General features: G+C 63.7%; 11 protein-coding genes and 1 pseudogene. 3 read left to right on the forward strand and 9 right to left on the reverse strand.

Annotation, left to right across the window (positions count from 1 at the left end):
• Positions 1 to 45: 45 nt before the first annotated feature.
• The gene (locus HV796_RS15160) at positions 46 to 906 is read right to left on the reverse strand and encodes an alpha/beta hydrolase (RefSeq protein ID WP_175227318.1); all 861 of its coding nucleotides are present in this window, start codon (positions 904 to 906) and stop codon (positions 46 to 48) included.
• A gap of 199 nt (positions 907 to 1,105) precedes the next feature.
• Here HV796_RS15160 and HV796_RS15165 point away from each other — a divergent pair, with 199 nt between their 5' ends.
• A complete protein-coding gene (locus HV796_RS15165; protein WP_175227319.1) occupies positions 1,106 to 2,110 on the forward strand; it encodes a LysR family transcriptional regulator in 1,005 nt (334 codons plus the stop codon).
• A 159-nt stretch (positions 2,111 to 2,269) separates the two neighbouring features.
• The gene (locus HV796_RS15170) at positions 2,270 to 2,530 is read left to right on the forward strand and encodes a DUF4148 domain-containing protein (RefSeq protein ID WP_175227320.1); all 261 of its coding nucleotides are present in this window, start codon (positions 2,270 to 2,272) and stop codon (positions 2,528 to 2,530) included.
• A 214-nt stretch (positions 2,531 to 2,744) separates the two neighbouring features.
• Here HV796_RS15170 and HV796_RS15175 read toward each other — a convergent pair whose 3' ends face one another.
• The 4 genes from HV796_RS15175 to HV796_RS15190 all read right to left on the reverse strand — a co-directional run bounded on the left by HV796_RS15175 (position 2,745) and on the right by HV796_RS15190 (position 11,133).
• Positions 2,745 to 3,863, reverse strand: a complete 1,119-nt coding sequence (locus HV796_RS15175; protein WP_175227321.1) for a purine-nucleoside phosphorylase — start codon at positions 3,861 to 3,863, stop codon at positions 2,745 to 2,747.
• Positions 3,864 to 4,126: 263 nt separating this feature from the next.
• A complete protein-coding gene (locus HV796_RS15180; protein WP_175227322.1) occupies positions 4,127 to 5,032 on the reverse strand; it encodes a cation diffusion facilitator family transporter in 906 nt (301 codons plus the stop codon).
• A 35-nt stretch (positions 5,033 to 5,067) separates the two neighbouring features.
• A complete protein-coding gene (selD, locus tag HV796_RS15185; RefSeq protein WP_175227323.1) occupies positions 5,068 to 6,132 on the reverse strand; it encodes a selenide, water dikinase SelD in 1,065 nt (354 codons plus the stop codon).
• 150 nt (positions 6,133 to 6,282) lie between these two features.
• Positions 6,283 to 11,133, reverse strand: a complete 4,851-nt coding sequence (locus HV796_RS15190) for an NAD-glutamate dehydrogenase (protein WP_175227324.1) — start codon at positions 11,131 to 11,133, stop codon at positions 6,283 to 6,285.
• Positions 11,134 to 11,657: 524 nt separating this feature from the next.
• Between HV796_RS15190 and HV796_RS15195 the strand changes: the two genes are divergently transcribed.
• Complete coding sequence (locus HV796_RS15195) at positions 11,658 to 13,142, forward strand: acetate kinase (RefSeq protein ID WP_175227325.1); 1,485 nt, start codon at positions 11,658 to 11,660, stop codon at positions 13,140 to 13,142.
• Between the two features lie 68 nt (positions 13,143 to 13,210).
• Here the strand turns inward: HV796_RS15195 and HV796_RS15200 are convergent, their stop codons facing one another.
• The 4 genes and pseudogenes from HV796_RS15200 to HV796_RS15215 form a co-directional block, all read right to left on the reverse strand.
• Positions 13,211 to 14,707: a hypothetical protein gene (locus tag HV796_RS15200; protein WP_175227326.1), complete on the reverse strand. Its 1,497-nt coding sequence runs from the start codon at positions 14,705 to 14,707 to the stop codon at positions 13,211 to 13,213.
• A 7-nt stretch (positions 14,708 to 14,714) separates the two neighbouring features.
• The gene (locus HV796_RS15205; protein ID WP_175227327.1) at positions 14,715 to 15,419 is read right to left on the reverse strand and encodes a C39 family peptidase; all 705 of its coding nucleotides are present in this window, start codon (positions 15,417 to 15,419) and stop codon (positions 14,715 to 14,717) included.
• 14 nt (positions 15,420 to 15,433) lie between these two features.
• Positions 15,434 to 16,012 carry a hypothetical protein gene (locus tag HV796_RS45835; protein WP_246355875.1) on the reverse strand — a complete coding sequence of 193 codons (579 nt, stop codon included), beginning with the start codon at positions 16,010 to 16,012 and terminating at the stop codon, positions 15,434 to 15,436.
• A 184-nt stretch (positions 16,013 to 16,196) separates the two neighbouring features.
• Positions 16,197 to 16,716: pseudogene (locus HV796_RS15215) on the reverse strand (hypothetical protein); the annotation flags it as partial.

Here is a 16,716-nt window from a genome sequence, read left to right on the forward strand (position 1 = left end):
CGTTTGATTGTTTCAAGTTGGTTTGTTTTTTTGGGCGTGCGCGTATCAACGCGCGTCGCGTGCATCTCGTGCATCGAAGCGGCAGCGGAAAAACCGCACCGCTTCCTGCAGCGCGGCCGGATGATCCGCCAGCGCCGCGTGTGACAGATTCGGAAAGCGCACTACCTGGGTCAGCACGCCGGCGGCAATCAGATTGCCGGCGTATTTCTCGGCTTCGACGTGCAGCACGTCGTTGCCCGCGGTTGCGATCAGCGTGTCGGGCAGGTTCGCGAGCCGCACCGCCTCAAGCGGCGCCGCATACGGATGCATGCGCTGCGCCGCTTGCGGCAGGTACGCGCGGTAGCACGCCGCGCATTCGCTTGCGGTGATGTCCGAGCCGAGCGTGCGTTCGTCGCCGAGCCGCGTCAGGCTCGGGTCGAGCATTGGCCCGAACAGCGCCTGCGCGAGAATGCGCACGTCGCCGCGGTCGCGCGTGATGAACGCGAGACAATTCGCCAGTTGGCCGCCCGCGTCGTACCCCGCGACGCCGATCCGTTTCGTGTCCGCACCAAACGCGCGCGCCCGGGTCTTCACCCACAGCACGGCGCGATGCGCGTCTTCCGGCGCGGCCGGAAACGGATATTGCGGTGCCAGCGAATAGCCGACGGACACCACGAGCGCCGGCAAGTGTTCAGCAAAGTAGCGCGACGCAAACTCCGCCTCTTCGATCGATCCGCGTACGAAGCCGCCGCCGTGGAAATACAGCAGGATCGGCAGGCCGGACTTGCCGGTACGCCGGTAGAGCCGCAACGTGATGTCCTGCGCGTACCCGTCAATCCGCACGTCGCTGACGTCGAGCGACGCATGACCGCCTGCCGGGCCGCTGCCCGGAGGAACCAGCGAGTGACGCGAGTGGAATGAATCCATATTGAACGGCGACAATGCGCGAAATTAATCAGACGGGGCGAATTGTGCGTTCTGCAAACTTCCAAATAAATGCCTATAATCCGGCAACACAATTCGGTGCGCCTGAACAATAAATCCCGTTGTTCGCAGTGAGGCCTGCTTCGCCGCTTCCCCTGTTGCCACCGCGCGCCGCTTGCACCCAATCTTCCGGAGGTTTGCAATGGACCGGCTCCAGGCCATGCAAGTGTTCACCCGGGTCGTCGACACGAACAGCTTCACGCGCGCAGCGGAAACGCTCGACCTGCCGCGCGCTTCGGTGACGACCATCATCCAGAACCTCGAGGCGTTTCTCGGCACGCGTCTGTTGCATCGGACCACGCGCCGGCTGTCGCTCACGCCCGATGGCGCCGCGTACTATGAGCGGGCCATGCGCATCCTCGCGGATGTCGAGGAAACCGAAGCGAGTTTCCAGCGCGGCAACAAGAAGCCGAACGGCAAACTGCGTGTCGACATGCCCGGCTCGCTCGGGCGGTTGCTGGTGATTCCCGCGCTGTGCGAATTCCACAAGCTGTATCCGGATATCGACCTGCAGCTCGGTTTGACTGACCGGCCGGTCGATCTTCTGCAGGAAGGAGTCGATTGCGTGGTGCGCGTCGGCGCGCTGCAGGACTCGTCACTGGTCGCGCGCCGCATCGGTCTGTTCGAAGGGGTGTCGTGCGCGGCGCCGACCTATCTTGAGCGCGCCGGTATCCCGCAGACGCTCGACGACCTCGAGCGTCATCAAGCGGTCAACTATTTTTCGAGCCGCACGGGCCGCACGTTCGACTGGGAATTTCTCGTCGAAGGCAAGGAAGTCCCTGTGAAGATGAAGGGCATTGTGTCGGTCAACGATGCGGATGCCTATGTGACCTGCGGCCTCGAAGGTTTCGGGCTGATCCAGCCGCCGCTCTTCATGGTGCTGCCGCATCTGCGCTCGGGTCAGCTCGTCGAAGTACTGCCCGACTACAAACCGCTGCCGATGCCGATCTCGGTCGTTTATCCGACGAGCAAGCATCTGTCGTCAAAGGTGCGTGTGTTCGTCGACTGGGTGGCCGAACTGTTCGATCGCTGTCCGCTGCTCAGTGGCCGCTCGAGTCTCGACAAGACATGTACCGAACGGACGTTCGAACAGCGGGAATTCGCAACGACGCACGAGACGCCCGTGATAACCGAATGGGTCGCGTAATGATCGTCTGATGAACAATCGCGGCGCCCGCTGCGATTGTTCCGCATTCGTGACAATTCATTTCGCAATTCGCGGATTTATCAACCGCGCGCTCCCGCCTACATTTCATCCTGTCGCAGCGCTAACCGTCGGCGCTGAAATGAATGACAGGAGTGAAACATGAAACGCAGTCTCTTCGCAGCCCTCGTTCTGTCGGTACTGGCTAGCACGTCCGCATTCGCAGCCGGTGGCGGCGGAATCGGCCGCGCAGGCAGCTACAACCAGCCGTGGTGGTCGCAAGGCAGCAGCGTGCCGCGCGCCGAGGTTAAGGCGGGGATCGCTGAAGCACACGGTTATAGCGCGAAAAGCGCCGATGTAGGCGGCGCCGACCCGGTCGCGTCACAAAGCGGTCACGCTGCCAATGGCGTAAGCGGTCAGTAAGTTCACGATGCCGTGTGAAGCGATGTTTGATGTGGCGAAGTCACACGGCCAAAGCGAAATGTTGATCAAGGAGCCGAATATGAGCCCGTCCGAACTCGATCATTGGGAAACGAGCGTTCCTGTGTGGACGCCGTATCGTTCCCGATAAAGCAATACTGAATTGCAGCGCGTGCATCTACGCAAGCGCTGCCAGCGAAGAGGGTGTGCCGATGCATTAATGCGTCAGCACACCCTCGCGCCATTTGTCCCATTGCGCAACGATCGCCTGCACGAGCGGACTGCCCGCGCGATAGAGGTTCGCCAGCGCGATATCGCCGCCGCCCTGCTCATTGGTGTTGAGCAGATTGTCGACGCTCGATTGACCCTTCGGCGGACGGTCGAAATCGGCGCCGGTGCGCAGCACCGCGACACGCTGTAAATCGACGCGTTGCGCGCTGGCCGCACGCTTGAGCGCTTCATACGTTGCATTGTCTTCCTGCTGCGTCGTGCAATAGGTGCCTTTGCCGTCCGTGACGATTTTTGTCCATTCACGCGCGCGCTCGCCGATCGCGTCACCTGACCACCACGTATCGCTTGTCGCCGTGTCGCACTGAATCACCTGCGGCGGCTGATTCGCCGGCGCATAGTCGTACTTCGCGCGCGTCACCCGCGCTTGCGGCGCATCCGCGAGTTCGACGTTACGCGACAAGGCGAGCGCCGCATCGGTCAACCGATGGTTCAGTTCAAATACTTCGGTCCGGTATTCGAGCGGCGGCTTGTCGCTCTGGCTCTTCGCGAAGATACCCAGGTAGCCGCTGGTCCAGTTCGGCGGCGTTTCGCGGTCGTCGACTTCCCATTGAATGCCGAAATCGACCAGATAATTCGCCCATGCCGCGCTACCCAGCGTACCGCGCGCCGGATCGATACCGGCCACGCCGGCGATCAGGAAATACGTGTGACGCAAGTCGAATTCCGGCGAGAACGTCAACGCCATCATCGACGCGGCGGCATTCGCGTGTCCCATGCCGGTCGTCATCACGCAGACGTCCTGCTCATTGCACCGAACCACCGGATAGTCCGGCGACAAGCCCACCACGCGAATCGGCTGCCATGGGCCCAGCTTGTCGAGCCACACCTGGCCCTCCGGGCCGAACATCGACACGATCATCACCTTCGGCGCGCGAATCTTCGGCGTGGCATGAGCCGCTCTTGCGGCATGCGGCGTCGTACGAGTCTGCGCATCGACTACGCCGGGCAGCGAAGACACGCATACGGCCGCGGTTGCGAAAGCCAATGCGGTGAATGCACGCGACGCGCGGGCAATGGTCGAACGGCAAGAGCGGCGAGTGTTCATCAAGCGTCGTTCCTTTATTCTGTACTGATCGGATCGGATCGAGCGGCTTCGCAAGAGCGGTGACAAAACCCGCTGCGGTCGCGGTAAGCAAACGCAATGCGTTCAACCATTGCGATGCTTCAGCGAATATGCCGCCCTTAAGGAAATGCGGAATGCGTCGCGACAACGGCGTTGGCCAGGCTCCACGCGCGACCCAGTATAGTGGCGCGCGTCTACACGTTGATTAAATTTTGCCGGCGCCGCGATGCTAAAGCGCGGCAAGCTCACACGCGCGGCACATCCGGTTCGAAGAACACCCAGCGCACTTGCGGAAACTTCTCTTGCAGTTCCGCTTCGATGATATTGATCGCGTCGACCATCGCGCGTCCGCTGTCGTACTCGATCATTTCCGCCTGCACGGCCACCACCACGTGCCGTCCCCATTGCAGCGTAATCAGATTGATAACGCTGCGAATCTCGCTGCGCGCACGCAAATGCGCATCGATCGCGCGCCGAACCTCCGGGCTCGCCGATTCGCCGATGATCATCGATTTCACTTCGCGCGCGACGAGATAAGCGATCACCATCAGCAACAAGCCGACGCCGACCGAACCGAGCGCATCGAATAACGGGTTGCCGGTGAGCATGGTGAGCAGCACCGCGACGAATGCAATGGCGAGGCCCGCCAGCGCCGCGATGTCTTCGCCCGCGACCACCAGCAATTCGGACTCGCGTGTTTCGCGAAACCACCGCCACAGCGATTTATCCGGATTCGTCTTGCGGATCTCGCGCATCGCACCCGCCAGCGACAGCGCTTCGAGCACGACCGATACGCCCAGCACCGTCAGCGCGACATAGGCATACGACAGCGGCTCGCGCACAAGGACACGATGCACGCCTTCATAAACCGAGAACGCGCCGCCGACAAAGAACAGCAGCAGTGCGACGATCAGCGAGTAGAAGTAGATCGCACGGCCCGCGCCGAGCGGATGCAGCGGACTGGCCGGCCGGCGCGCCTGGCGCAGCCCGAACAGCAGCAGGACCTGATTGCCGCAGTCGGCGCTCGAGTGAATGGCTTCGGCAAACATCGCGCCGGACCCGGTAAAGGCCGCGGCTGCGAATTTGCACACCGCGATGCCCATGTTGGCAGCCAGCGCGTAGAAGATGGCTTTCGGCGATTCTTCCTTCATCGGCGGTGCGAGAGAAGAGGGGTTGGACGTCTGTGTCAAACGACTTCGATGCGCGCCGTGCCGCTCGTCATTTCGCCGATCACCGCCGCACGCGAAAAGCCGTCCGCGTGGAAAATCGCGAGCACGTCATCAACGGTTTCGGGCGCGCATGCGACCAGCAGGCCGCCCGAGGTTTGCGGATCGGTCAGCAACGTACGCGCGGTCTCCGGCAGGCCGGCGGCAAGCTGCACGTGCTCGCCGTATGACGCCCAGTTGCGGCCCGACGCCCCCGTGAAGACGCCCGCCGCGGCGAACGCATCGACGCCGTCGAGCCACGGCAGGTCCGCGTAGCGCACGCGTGCGACGAGCCCCGCGCCGCGCGCCATTTCGAGCGTGTGCCCGAGCAGGCCGAAGCCGGTCACATCCGTCAACGCGTGCACACCGGGCAACGACGCGAGCTCGGTGCCCGGCCGATTCAGCTGGGTCGTCGACGCGATCATCTGCGCATAGCCCGCATCGCCTAGCTGGTTTTTCTTCAGTGCCGCTGACAGCACACCGACACCCAGCGGCTTGCCGAGCACGAGCACATCGCCGGCCTGCGCGGCCGCATTGCGCTTGACGCGCTGCGGATGCACGACGCCGAGTGCGGCGAGCCCGTAGATCGGTTCGACCGAATCGATCGAATGGCCGCCCGCGACCGGAATGCCCGCTTCCATGCAGATGTCTTCGCCGCCGCGCAACACCGCCGCGATCACGTCGTGCGGCAACACGTTGATCGGCATGCCCACCAGCGCGAGCGCGAGAATCGGCTTGCCGCCCATCGCGTACACGTCCGACAGTGCGTTGGTCGCGGCGATGCGGCCGAAGTCGTAGGGGTCGTCGACGATCGGCATAAAGAAATCGGTGGTCGCGATGATCGCCTGTTCGTCGTTGAGCCGATAGACGGCGGCATCGTCGGCGGTTTCGGTGCCAACCAGCAGATCGGGAAAGGTCGGCAGCGGCATGCTGCGCCTGAGCAGGTTCGACAGCACGGCCGGCGCGATCTTGCAGCCGCAGCCGCCACCGTGCGACAGGCTCGTCAGGCGTGGAATGGTCGGATTCGTCGAAGCGGTTTCATTCATGACAGACAGGATGCCGTGGTGGGAACAACCGATATTATCGACAATCCGGCTGGAACAGGTGAGCCACCCGCATCGAACCCGCGAAGAACCCGCGAACCCGCGTCGGCCCCAGCGCCGGCGCGTGCTCGCGTCCTCGCGTGCCGACCACGCTCAATGGCGCTCCAGCGCCGCCATTTCGCGCACGACGACCAGCAGCATCGACAGACTCGCGCCGCCCGCCGCACGCAGATCGGCCAGCAACTGCGCGTAACGCGCGAGCGCAGCCTCACGCCGAGTCCGCCACGCGTCGACCAACGTGCCGGGGTCGGTCATCGCCGATGCGTCCGGCGCTTGCGCCAGCGCGCTCGTCGCAAGCTGGCGCTTCAGACGCGCAAGCTCGGCGAGCGCCGCGGCACGCGCCATCACATCCCAGTGCGTCGGCGTCGGCAGCGCGGCCGCACGCTCGCTGATCCAGTTGTAGTTCAGCTGCGTGCCAAGCGCGAAATAGACGCCTGCCACCTGCTCGAGGCTGCGCCCGCTGGTCGCCGCGACTTCCGCGATATCGAGCAGCGCCGCCGGAATCTCGCCGCTTGCGACGCGTACCGCGAGCTCACTGTCGACACCGGCATCGACGAGTACGCGCTGCCGCTCGGACAGCGCTTCGATATCGGCCGCGGGCAACAGCGCCGGCAGTTGCGGCGCGAGGCGCTGCGCCGCATCGCGACAGCGCGCGATCAGCGCCGCGGCGCCGCCCTCCTTCAGCTCGCCCGCTTGCAGATGCCGCAGGAACCACAGCGCCGCGCTTTCGAGCAGGCGCGTGATTTCGACGAACATGCGCGCCTGCACGTCGTCCGGCACGCGATTATCGAGCGCGTCGATCTTGCGCCAGACGTCGTCGAGATCGAACACGCTGCGCGCCATCAGGCAGGCACGCACGATATCGCCTGGCCGCGCGTCGGTTTCCTCCATCAGCCGATGCACGAATGCGCAGCCGACGCGGTTGACGAGCCCATTCGTCAGGTAGGTCGCGAGGATTTCGCGGCGCAGCGGATGGCGATGCATCGGCTCGTCGAAACGCTGGCGCAGCGGCTGCGGGAAATACTCGGCGAGCATGCCGGCGACGAGCGCATCTTCGGGCAGGTCCGATTCGAGCAGCGCATCGTACAACCACATCTTGCTGTATGCGAGCAGCACCGCCCGCTCCGGCGACGTGAGGCCCTGTTTCGCCGTGTGCCGTTCATTGATCTGCTCGTCGGTCGGCAGGAATTCGATCACGCGGCTCAGCCGCCCCGCGCGTTCGAGCCAGCGCATCAGCCGCACCTCCGCATCGAGCATCTGCGCGGCGTAGCGGCCCGCGATCGACAGCGCCTGGGTCTGGTAGTAGTTGTCCTGCAGCACCAGCAGCCCCACTTCCTCGGTCATTTCCGCAAGCAGCGCGTTGCGCTGCTTCTCGGTCATCTCGCCGTCCGCGACCACGAGACCCAGCAGAATCTTGATGTTCACTTCGTGATCCGAACAATCGACACCGGCTGAATTGTCGATCGCATCGGTATTCACCCGTCCGCCGCGCTGTGCAAACTCGATACGGCCGTACTGCGTCAAGCCAAGATTACCCCCTTCAGCGACCACCTTGCAGCGCAGCTCGCTGCCGTTGACGCGCACCGCGTCATTGGTACGGTCGCCGACCTGCGCATGCGTTTCGTGGCTCGCTTTGACATAGGTGCCGATGCCACCGTTGTACAGCAGGTCGACCGGCGCCTGAAGAATCGTGCGGATCAGCTCGTTCGGCGTCAGCGCAGCCGCGCTGATGCCGAGCACCGCCTGCACCGCGGCGGATATCGGCACGGTCTTCGCGGTGCGCGGGAAGATGCCGCCGCCCGCCGAGATCAGCGACGGGTCATAGTCCTGCCAGCTCGATCGCTCGAGGCCGAACAGGCGTTGCCGTTCGGCGAGGCTGGTCGCCGGATCGGGATTCGGGTCGAGGAACACATGACGATGATCGAACGCCGCAACCAGCCTGATATGCGGCGATAACAACATGCCATTGCCGAACACGTCGCCGGACATATCGCCGACGCCGACCACCGTGAAGTCAGTCGCTTGCGTGTCGATACCCATCTCGCGGAAGTGCCGCTTCACCGACTCCCACGCGCCGCGCGCGGTAATGGCCATCTTCTTGTGGTCGTAGCCGACCGAGCCGCCTGACGCAAACGCATCGTCGAGCCAGAATCCGTACTCCTGCGAGATCGCATTCGCGTAGTCGGAAAACGTCGCGGTGCCCTTGTCCGCCGCCACGACCAGATACGGATCGTCCGGATCGTGCCGCACCACTTCGGGCGGCGGCACGATCTCCGCGCCAGAACGGTTATCGGTCACATCGAGCAGCCCGCGTAAGAACGTCTGGTAGCACGCGACGCCTTCGCGCAGCCATGCTTCGCGATCGGTCAGCGGCGGCGGGTTCTTCACGACAAAGCCGCCCTTCGAGCCGACCGGCACGATCACGACGTTCTTCACCATTTGCGCCTTCATCAGCCCGAGCACTTCGGTGCGGAAATCTTCGCGACGATCGGACCAGCGCAGTCCGCCGCGCGCGACCCTTCCGCCGCGCAAATGCACGCCCTCGACGCGCGGCGAATAGACCCAGATCTCAAACATCGGCTTCGGTTCGGGCAACCCCGGCACTTTCGCCGGGTTGAACTTGAACGACAGATACGGCATCGGCCGGCCATGCGCATCGCGACGAAAGTAGTTGGTGCGCACCGACGCATTGATCACGCCGAGAAACTGCCGCAGGATCCGGTCTTCATCGAGATTGGGCACCTGATCGAGCGCCCCTTCGATCACTTTCAGCATCCTGTCGATGCGCGCTTCGCGCCCGGTGCCCGGCGACGGATCGAAGCGCGCGATAAACAGTTCGACCAGCATGCGCGCGATCGCCGGGTTACCCGTCAGCGCGCGCTCGATATACGCATCGCTGAACGTCGAGCCGACCTGCCGCAAGTACTTCGCGTACGCGCGCAAAATCGTCACCTCGCGCGCGGCCAGGTGCGCACGTAGCACGAGGCGGTTGAAATCGTCGTTCTCGATCGTGCCGCACCACACCTGTTCGAACGCGTCTTCGAACAGGTCCTTCACGCGTTCGATGTCGAACTCGGTTTCGTCGGCAAGCTCCAGGCCGAAATCGTGAATCCACGCGGGCTGCGCATGCGGCGCTTCGATCAGGTACGGGCGCTCTTCGTCGACGCGCACGCCCAGATGCTCGAGCATCGGCAGGCTGCGCGACAGCGCGATCGGCTGCCCGACGCGGTATACCTTGAAGCGGAACGCTCGCGGCGCCGACTCGATCGGCCGGTACAGGTTCATCGCCAGATGGCCCGACGCCTGCACGCGCTCGATCAATTCGATGTCTCGCACCGCCGTGCGCGCCGCATAGTCGTCGCGATAGCCGGCCGGGAACGAATCCGCATAGTGTTGCAAGAGACGGTTGCCCTGTTCCTCGCCAAACGCATCGAGCAACGCGTCGGCCAGATCGTCTTGCCAGCGGCGTGTGACCTGCACGAGCCGCGTTTCGAGCTCGCGCGTATCGACGTCGCGCATCGCGCCGGGCTCCGCCCGCACGACGAAATGAATCCGCGCGAGCGTCGACTCGGACAACAACGGCGTGAATTCGACCGCTGCGCCATTGAACGCGTCGAGCAGCAGCTTTGCGATGCGCCGGCGCAAATCGGTGTTGTACTTGTCGCGCGGTACAAACACGAGGCACGACACGAAGCGGTCAAAACGGTCGCGACGCACGAAGAGCCGCGTGCGCTGATGCTCCTGCAAGCGCAGGATGCCCATCGCGATGTCGTATAGCTCGTTTTCGTCGGCCTGGAACAGTTCATCGCGCGGATATGTTTCAAGCACGGTCACCAGCGATTTGCCGAGATGACCTTTCGGCAGAAAGCCCGCACGCCGCACGATGTTCGCGCATTTGCGGCGCACGATCGGAATCTCCGCTGCCGACACCATATATGCGGTCGACGTGTACAGCCCGATAAAGCGCCGCTCGCCGGCGATCTTGCCGTCCGGCCCAACCAGTTTGACGCCGACGTAATCGAGGTGACCCGGCCGATGCACGGTCGCGCGCGAATTGGCTTTCGTCAGAAAAATCGGCCACGCGCCATGGATGATCGCCGCGGCCGCGGGCGGCAGCGGCGTCACATCGGGCGTGCGTTCATCGCCCAATGCTTCGCGCAAGATGCCGAGGCCCGTGCCCGGAATCGCACGCAGGCCGAAACCGCCGCCGTGCGACACCAGCTCGTAGTCTCGCTGGCCGAGGAAGGTGAAATGATCAGCCACCATCCATTCGAGAAACGCGCGCGCCTCGACACCGTCCGCGCTGGATTCGCGCGCGGCGAGATCCTTGATCGTGCTGCGCGCGGCGTCAACCACCTTCGGCCAGTCTTCGACCGCGGCGCGTACATCGCCAAGCACGCGCGCGATCGACGTGCGCAGCGTGTCGAGCTTCGCGGCATCGCCGCAACGGTCCACTTCAAAGTGGATAAACGATGCGAGCTGAGACTGGCCGTCGTCAGGTATCGAACCGCCGACCGCTACGCGCGCGATGCTGCCGTCCTTGCCACGCCAGATGCGGAATACCGGGTGCAGCACCGAGTGCAGCGCGAGCCCAAGGCCATTGACCGCCATCGATACCGAGTCGACCAGAAACGGCATGTCGTCATTGACGATCTCGACCACCGTGTGGTCCGAGTGCCAACCGTGCTGTTCGAGAATCGGGTTATAGACACGCAACCGTTCACTGCCCGGCACAAAGCGTTGCGCGGTTTGCCAGTGCGCCATCGCGGCGCCGTACAGGTCGGGGATGCTGCGGCTTTGCAGTTCGTCGGCATCGACGAAATCGTAGTAGTGCCGCAGGAAAGGTTCGACAATCGCAAAGGCCGGTTCAGGCAATCGGCCCCGCGCAAATTCGACGACATCGTTGAGCAGGTGCGCGACGGCTTCCTCGTTCTTCGCTAGCATGACGTCCTCCACGGCGGGTGGCGATTCATTGCATCGTCGATAGATGGGCATTATGCACCCTGCTTGTGACGCCACTGTGTGCATGCGCACATGGAAATACGAACGACCGCCGCATCTATTCGCGAGTGAATCCGCGCATTCGAATAGGCATTCCTGTGCGTGATGAATTTTTCATGAATTTTTAAAATCGTTTCGGGATGCTTCGTTTGTTAATTGACATATCAGCCAGGGTTCTTCTGATTAGCGAACCTGCGTATGATGCGCTAGTCTCTTAGAGTGTGTCGCTCCCCGGCGAATCCGCATAACGCAAGCGTCTCCTGGTAAAGCGCGGCTTGTATGCCGATGCTTTCCGCACGACTGGACAAGCGCTTCAGATGCCGCTTTTTCACGTAGCGCGCATACAAGCCTCTATCGAATTGCAATCATTTTCTGGTCTGGCGGCACCTCTGTTCCCCGCCGACCGGGTTGGCCTGTTGTCGAAGTGTGCGCGGTAGAACCTGCAAGCCTGACATGGAGACCCAGCCATGAAGCGCGAGCCATTGCGACATTTGCGCATGATCAGCTATGCGACTTTATTGTTTTTCTTTCATGCCGAATTGCATGCGCAATCGCTGGACGATCAGACCACACAGGAAAACATTGCAACGCTTCGGCAGGAATTGAACAACCGCATTAAAGAGCTCGACGTATTGAAGCGGAAACTCGCCGAAGAGGAGGCGAATTTCCAGCAATTGAGCCACGCACTCGATGCACGCATGCTCGAATCGAAGCGCGGCGCGGGCGAACCGGGTGCCGGCGGCGCGACGACGCCCGGCGTCGCGCAGGATGCGGGAGCCGGAGCGGGTGCGGCAGCCGGCAATGCGAGTGGCGCTGCGGATGCCGCGAACGGCACGAATGCGGTGAATGGCGCGGGTACGAATGCGAGCGGGGCGGCCGGCGGGACGGCCGGCGCAGCGCAGGCCGCGGCACCTGCTGCAACCCCTGCGCAGAATGCGCAAAACGCCGCACCTTCACCGCAACAGCCGGTCGGCCAGGCGCCGGTGCCGGACACCGCGCCGCCCGCAGTCGCGCCGATCTTCGATCAGCCGGGCGTGCTCACGCCGCGCAACAAGTTCGTGCTCGAGCCGTCGTTTCAGTTCGGCTATTCATCGTCGGACCAGGTCGCGCTGGTCGGCTACACGATCATCCCGGCGCTGCTGATCGGCCTGGTCGATGTACGCGAGGTCAAGTCGACCGTGCTGACCGGAGGCATTGCGGCACGCTACGGGATCACGAACCGGTTGGAGGTGGAAGTCCGTGTGCCGTATGTGTACTCGACCAACGATACCGTCAGCCGCGAAATATTCACCGGCACCGCGCAGGACAACGTCTTCAACAGTAGCGGTCACAACATCGGCGACGTCGAAATGACGCTGCGCTACCAGTTAAACGATGGCGGCCCCGACAAGTTCTACTACGTCGGCTGGCTGCGCTTCAAGACTGCGACCGGCAAGAGCCCGTTCGATGTCGTGACCGACTGTGTGACACGCTGCGTCGCCGACACGACCGGTACCGGCCTGCCGCTCGAGCAGCCGACCGGTACGGGCTTCTATGCGATCCAGCCTGGTCTCACGTGGTTGTTCCCAAGCGATCCGGTTGTGTTCTTCGGCAACTTCAGCTATCTGCACAGCTTCGGGCGCAGCGATCTGAGCCTGACGATTCTCGACGGCGAAAAGGACTTCATCGGCCGTGTGCAACCCGGCGATATCTGGGGCTTCAACGTCGGCATGGGCCTCGCGCTGAACGAGAAGGCGTCGGTCAGTATTGGTTACGACCAGAGCATCGTGTTGCCGACCAAGGAGAATGGCGAGACCGTTCCCGGTTCAGTACGGGTCGTGCTCGGCACGCTGCTTATCGGCTATTCGTACCGGCTGTCGCCGAGGACCACCCTGAACTTTTCGATCGGCGCGGGCCTCACGCGCGATACGCCGGACCTCACCCTCACGTTCCGCTTGCCGATCACGTTCTGATGGCTACGTGCTGTGCGCCGCGTGATCGATGCGGCGCGTGCCGCCTCACGCATGCATCGGCGATCGTACTATTGACCGCGCACCGAGTTGATCAACGCACCGCTGAGCGTCGAACCAATATTCAGATTCTTGAACATCGATAGCGAATTGACGGTCGTGTTGATCGTCGTCAGTGCCTGGATCTGCTGATTGCTCAGCGTATTCTGGATCACCGCGCCCGACAGCGCCGGCAACGCGCCGGGCTGCACGACATTGCCCGGCCCGTTCTGGATCAGCGCGCCTGCGTTGATCGAAGCCAGCTGCTGCGCCTGCTGCGCGTTGATGTTGCTGATGTCCGGGATATTGAAGCTCATCGTCGTCACCAGATTTCCGTTGACGACCACCATTCTCGAAATGCCGAACGACACTTTCAGTCCGGACGACAGATCAAAGCCGCCGCGCATTTTGTCGAGCCGTTCGTCGCTAATCGCGACCTTCTCCGGCATCGACCATTTCGGATCTTCGGTGCTCGCTCCAGCCTGAGCGGGTTGCGCCCTCTGGTTCCCGGTAGCGGACGAATCCTTGCGCGATGGCGCCGCAATCGGCGCGGCGTACGATATCGGCGGTTTCGCTTGCGGGGCCGGCAATGCGGCCGGTGCCGACGTGTCGCGTGAATCGGCTCGAGGCGACGGCATCGCCACGTCCGACGATTTCACGTGCGCGAGTGCAAACGGCTTTGCTTGCGGGAAGGACGGCGCCGCTTCAAGCGTTTGAGAAAAGGCATCCGCGCTGCCGTGCGCGGACACCGCGACCGGTGCCGCGTAGGACACATGCCGTCGCTGCGCTGCGTTGCTGGTTGGCGCGTCGGTTTGTTCATCGGTTCGCGCGACAACGCGCGATGACGGCGCCGCTTCGGCCGCATTCGGTTCGGCGTCGTTCGCTTTGGCCGTCTGCGCCGTGTGAACCGGAACCGCTATCGGCACGGCGTAGGAAACCGGCGCCTTGCGCACTGGCCGCTGCACATCCAGCAACAGCACCGGTTTTGCGGGAGCCGGCTCGTCCGCATGCGTCGCGCGCGGCGGGGAAGCTTCGATGTGATGCGGCGCGACCGATGCGCCGTCTACACGCGCGGCGTCCTCGAGCGGTGCGGGCTGCGCCGCAGACGGCACGCCGGCGTCTGCCAGCTGCGCCGCGTCGGCGCGCGGCTCGCCCCATTCCAGTTCATTCGCCTGCGCCTCGGCGACGACCGGTGCTGCTGTCTGTGTACTCATATCCGCAACCGTGTCCGTATGCCCTGGAACGGCAATCGGCGCGGCATACGAAACCGGTACACTGCGCGCATTCACCGCATCGGTCACGCATTGTGCATCCGTTTGCGTCGCATCGACAATCGGCAAATTTGCCGACTCGCGCACGCTTTCCGCATCGGGTTGCGCGCTCGCCGCGATCACCCCGGCAGCCACGCCAGCGGTCTGCGTCGCAGGCTCCGCGATGGGTTCAACCTGTTGCGCGTGCGCCGCAAACGGCGCCATGCTTCCACACACGACAGTAGCGATACGCGCGAGCTTGTAGGTCTGCGTCTCCATGATCGCCTCAGAACTGGCCCGGTCCGTGTTTGGGCACCACGACGAAATAGAGCCCGTCGCGATTGACGCCCGTATAAAGCGGCGCGCTCGGCGCGACGCGCCAGTCCGCCGGGCTATTGAATATGCCCACGCCCGGCTTGTTGTGGATCACGAACAGAACCTGGTCTTCCCATTTCTTTTCAAAGCTTTCCTTCGGTATCGGCCGGGTGCCGGTCGCCGGATCGCCGATCAGCACGCGATCGTTGCGCAATCCCTTGATCACGACGAAATGGTGATATCCGCTCTCGCTGATCAGCACGATCGCCGGTGTGTTCGTCTCCGCGAGTTTCTGCAAGGGCAGCTCATAGCCGTCCGCGATAAAACCGCGCCGCTCGAGAAAGCGCTTGATGTCGAGCAGCGAAAAGCCCTGCTGGCGAATCTTCTGCTGATCGCCGTCCAGGAACATCTCCTGAAAGGCGGTCTGCTCGCTGACCGGATAGTTGTACTGGTACGTGAGCAGTGTGGCGACCGCGGCGGACCCGCAACTGAAGTCATATTGCTGCTTGATCGTCCGCTTGAAACGGGCCTCCTTGAGGCTCGTCACGTGCATCGCGAAGTTCGCGCCTTCCGGATCGACAACCGTAATGTCGTCCGCGCGCGCGGCGGGCGCGAGCGCGAGCGCGCACGCGAGCAGGACCGTCGGCCAGGCCGCGAAACGGGCGGGATGGATCATCGCAGCGTGCCCACTCAGTCGCCGAAACGTACGTTCAGCACAGTCGCGTTCTGGATCAGCACGTTCGCGCCTGAATTCTGGATCACGGTCGGCAAGCCGCTCGCATTCGCGAAGGAACCCTGACTGATCGAGTTCGATCCGGTCACAACGCGATTAGCCGTATTGTTCTGGACCGTACCGGTCAGGTCGTTCTGACCGATCAGCGCGTCGCCGCCGCGATGCGCGTCCAGTTCGTCCTCTGTCATCGCGACGCCGAATCCGTCGTCCTGCGCCGGCGATGTTGCCTGTGTCGTCTGTGTCGTCTGTGTCGTCTGTGTCGTCTGTGTCGTCTGTGTCGTCTGTGTCGTCTGTGTCGTCTGTGTCGTCTGTGTCGTCTGTGTCGTCTGTGTGGCCTGCGGCGCTTGCGTGGTGTGCGCAACGGCCGCGGGCGTCATGCCTGACCGCACGTCGGCTGCGGCGGAAACCGCTGCATCGGGTGCGACCGCTTGCGCCGTCGAAGACACCGGCGCCGTTCCATCGCCGGCGCACGCGAGACCGTGCACGGCGAGCATGATCGGTACGACGAGCAACGAAAAGCTCTTGCGCGCTTGCATGAGCATCTCCTTCGTCCCGCTGCGGCGACACGCGCCGCGCCGGGACCGGATCCAGGGTCAGCGCCGGACGAGGCAACCGGCTTGCGTTGCCCGTCCGGTCGCGGAGCGCTTGCCGCGGAACGTGCTGGGGGGACGCACGTTCCGCGGCTCGCTCCTCGGCATCGACGTTCGAGGCGTCCGCGGATCAATGTCCGACGGTGAGATTCGCCTGAACGGTGATTGCCTGTTGCGCAAGCGAAGCTGCAGCAGTCGTCTGGTTCATCACCGAGATGCCCGCCGCCGATTGCGCCGCTGCCGTCATCGTGTTGCTCATGTTGAACGTCCCGGCATTGACGCTATTGCTGCCAGCCGCGCCGCCCGCACCGCCAGCGCCACCGGTTCCGGTCCCACCGGTTCCGGTTGCGCCTTCCGCGCCGGCCACGCCTGCTGCGCCGGCCGCACCTGCACCGCCGGTTGCGCTGCCGTTGGTCGCCGTCGATGTCGCGCTGCCGTTCGACGCCACGCCGCCCGTGCCGGTGCCACCCGCGCCGCCGTTGCCCGCGGTCGCAGTGGCCGTACCGCCATTGCCGCCGGTGCCGCTGCCTGCGCCGCCGGTCGCCGTGGTGTCACCGGTCGTGCCGGCACCGCCAGTCGCGGTTCCTGCACCGCCGGTCGCAGTGCCTGCGCCGCCGGCGCCACCCGCACCGCCAAGGCCGCCTGCGGAC

Source organism: Paraburkholderia humisilvae (assembly GCF_902859855.1).
Lineage (GTDB): Bacteria > Pseudomonadota > Gammaproteobacteria > Burkholderiales > Burkholderiaceae > Paraburkholderia > Paraburkholderia humisilvae.

Coding starts and splice junctions, on each gene's coding strand:
- HV796_RS15160 (WP_175227318.1), bottom strand. CDS start 906: ATGGATTCATTCCACTCGCGTCACTCGCTGGTTCCTCCGGGCAGCGGC.
- HV796_RS15165 (WP_175227319.1), top strand. CDS start 1,106: ATGGACCGGCTCCAGGCCATGCAAGTGTTCACCCGGGTCGTCGACACG.
- HV796_RS15170 (WP_175227320.1), top strand. CDS start 2,270: ATGAAACGCAGTCTCTTCGCAGCCCTCGTTCTGTCGGTACTGGCTAGC.
- HV796_RS15175 (WP_175227321.1), bottom strand. CDS start 3,863: ATGAACACTCGCCGCTCTTGCCGTTCGACCATTGCCCGCGCGTCGCGT.
- HV796_RS15180 (WP_175227322.1), bottom strand. CDS start 5,032: ATGAAGGAAGAATCGCCGAAAGCCATCTTCTACGCGCTGGCTGCCAAC.
- selD (WP_175227323.1), bottom strand. CDS start 6,132: ATGAATGAAACCGCTTCGACGAATCCGACCATTCCACGCCTGACGAGC.
- HV796_RS15190 (WP_175227324.1), bottom strand. CDS start 11,133: ATGCTAGCGAAGAACGAGGAAGCCGTCGCGCACCTGCTCAACGATGTC.
- HV796_RS15195 (WP_175227325.1), top strand. CDS start 11,658: ATGAAGCGCGAGCCATTGCGACATTTGCGCATGATCAGCTATGCGACT.
- HV796_RS15200 (WP_175227326.1), bottom strand. CDS start 14,707: ATGGAGACGCAGACCTACAAGCTCGCGCGTATCGCTACTGTCGTGTGT.
- HV796_RS15205 (WP_175227327.1), bottom strand. CDS start 15,419: ATGATCCATCCCGCCCGTTTCGCGGCCTGGCCGACGGTCCTGCTCGCG.
- HV796_RS45835 (WP_246355875.1), bottom strand. CDS start 16,012: ATGCAAGCGCGCAAGAGCTTTTCGTTGCTCGTCGTACCGATCATGCTC.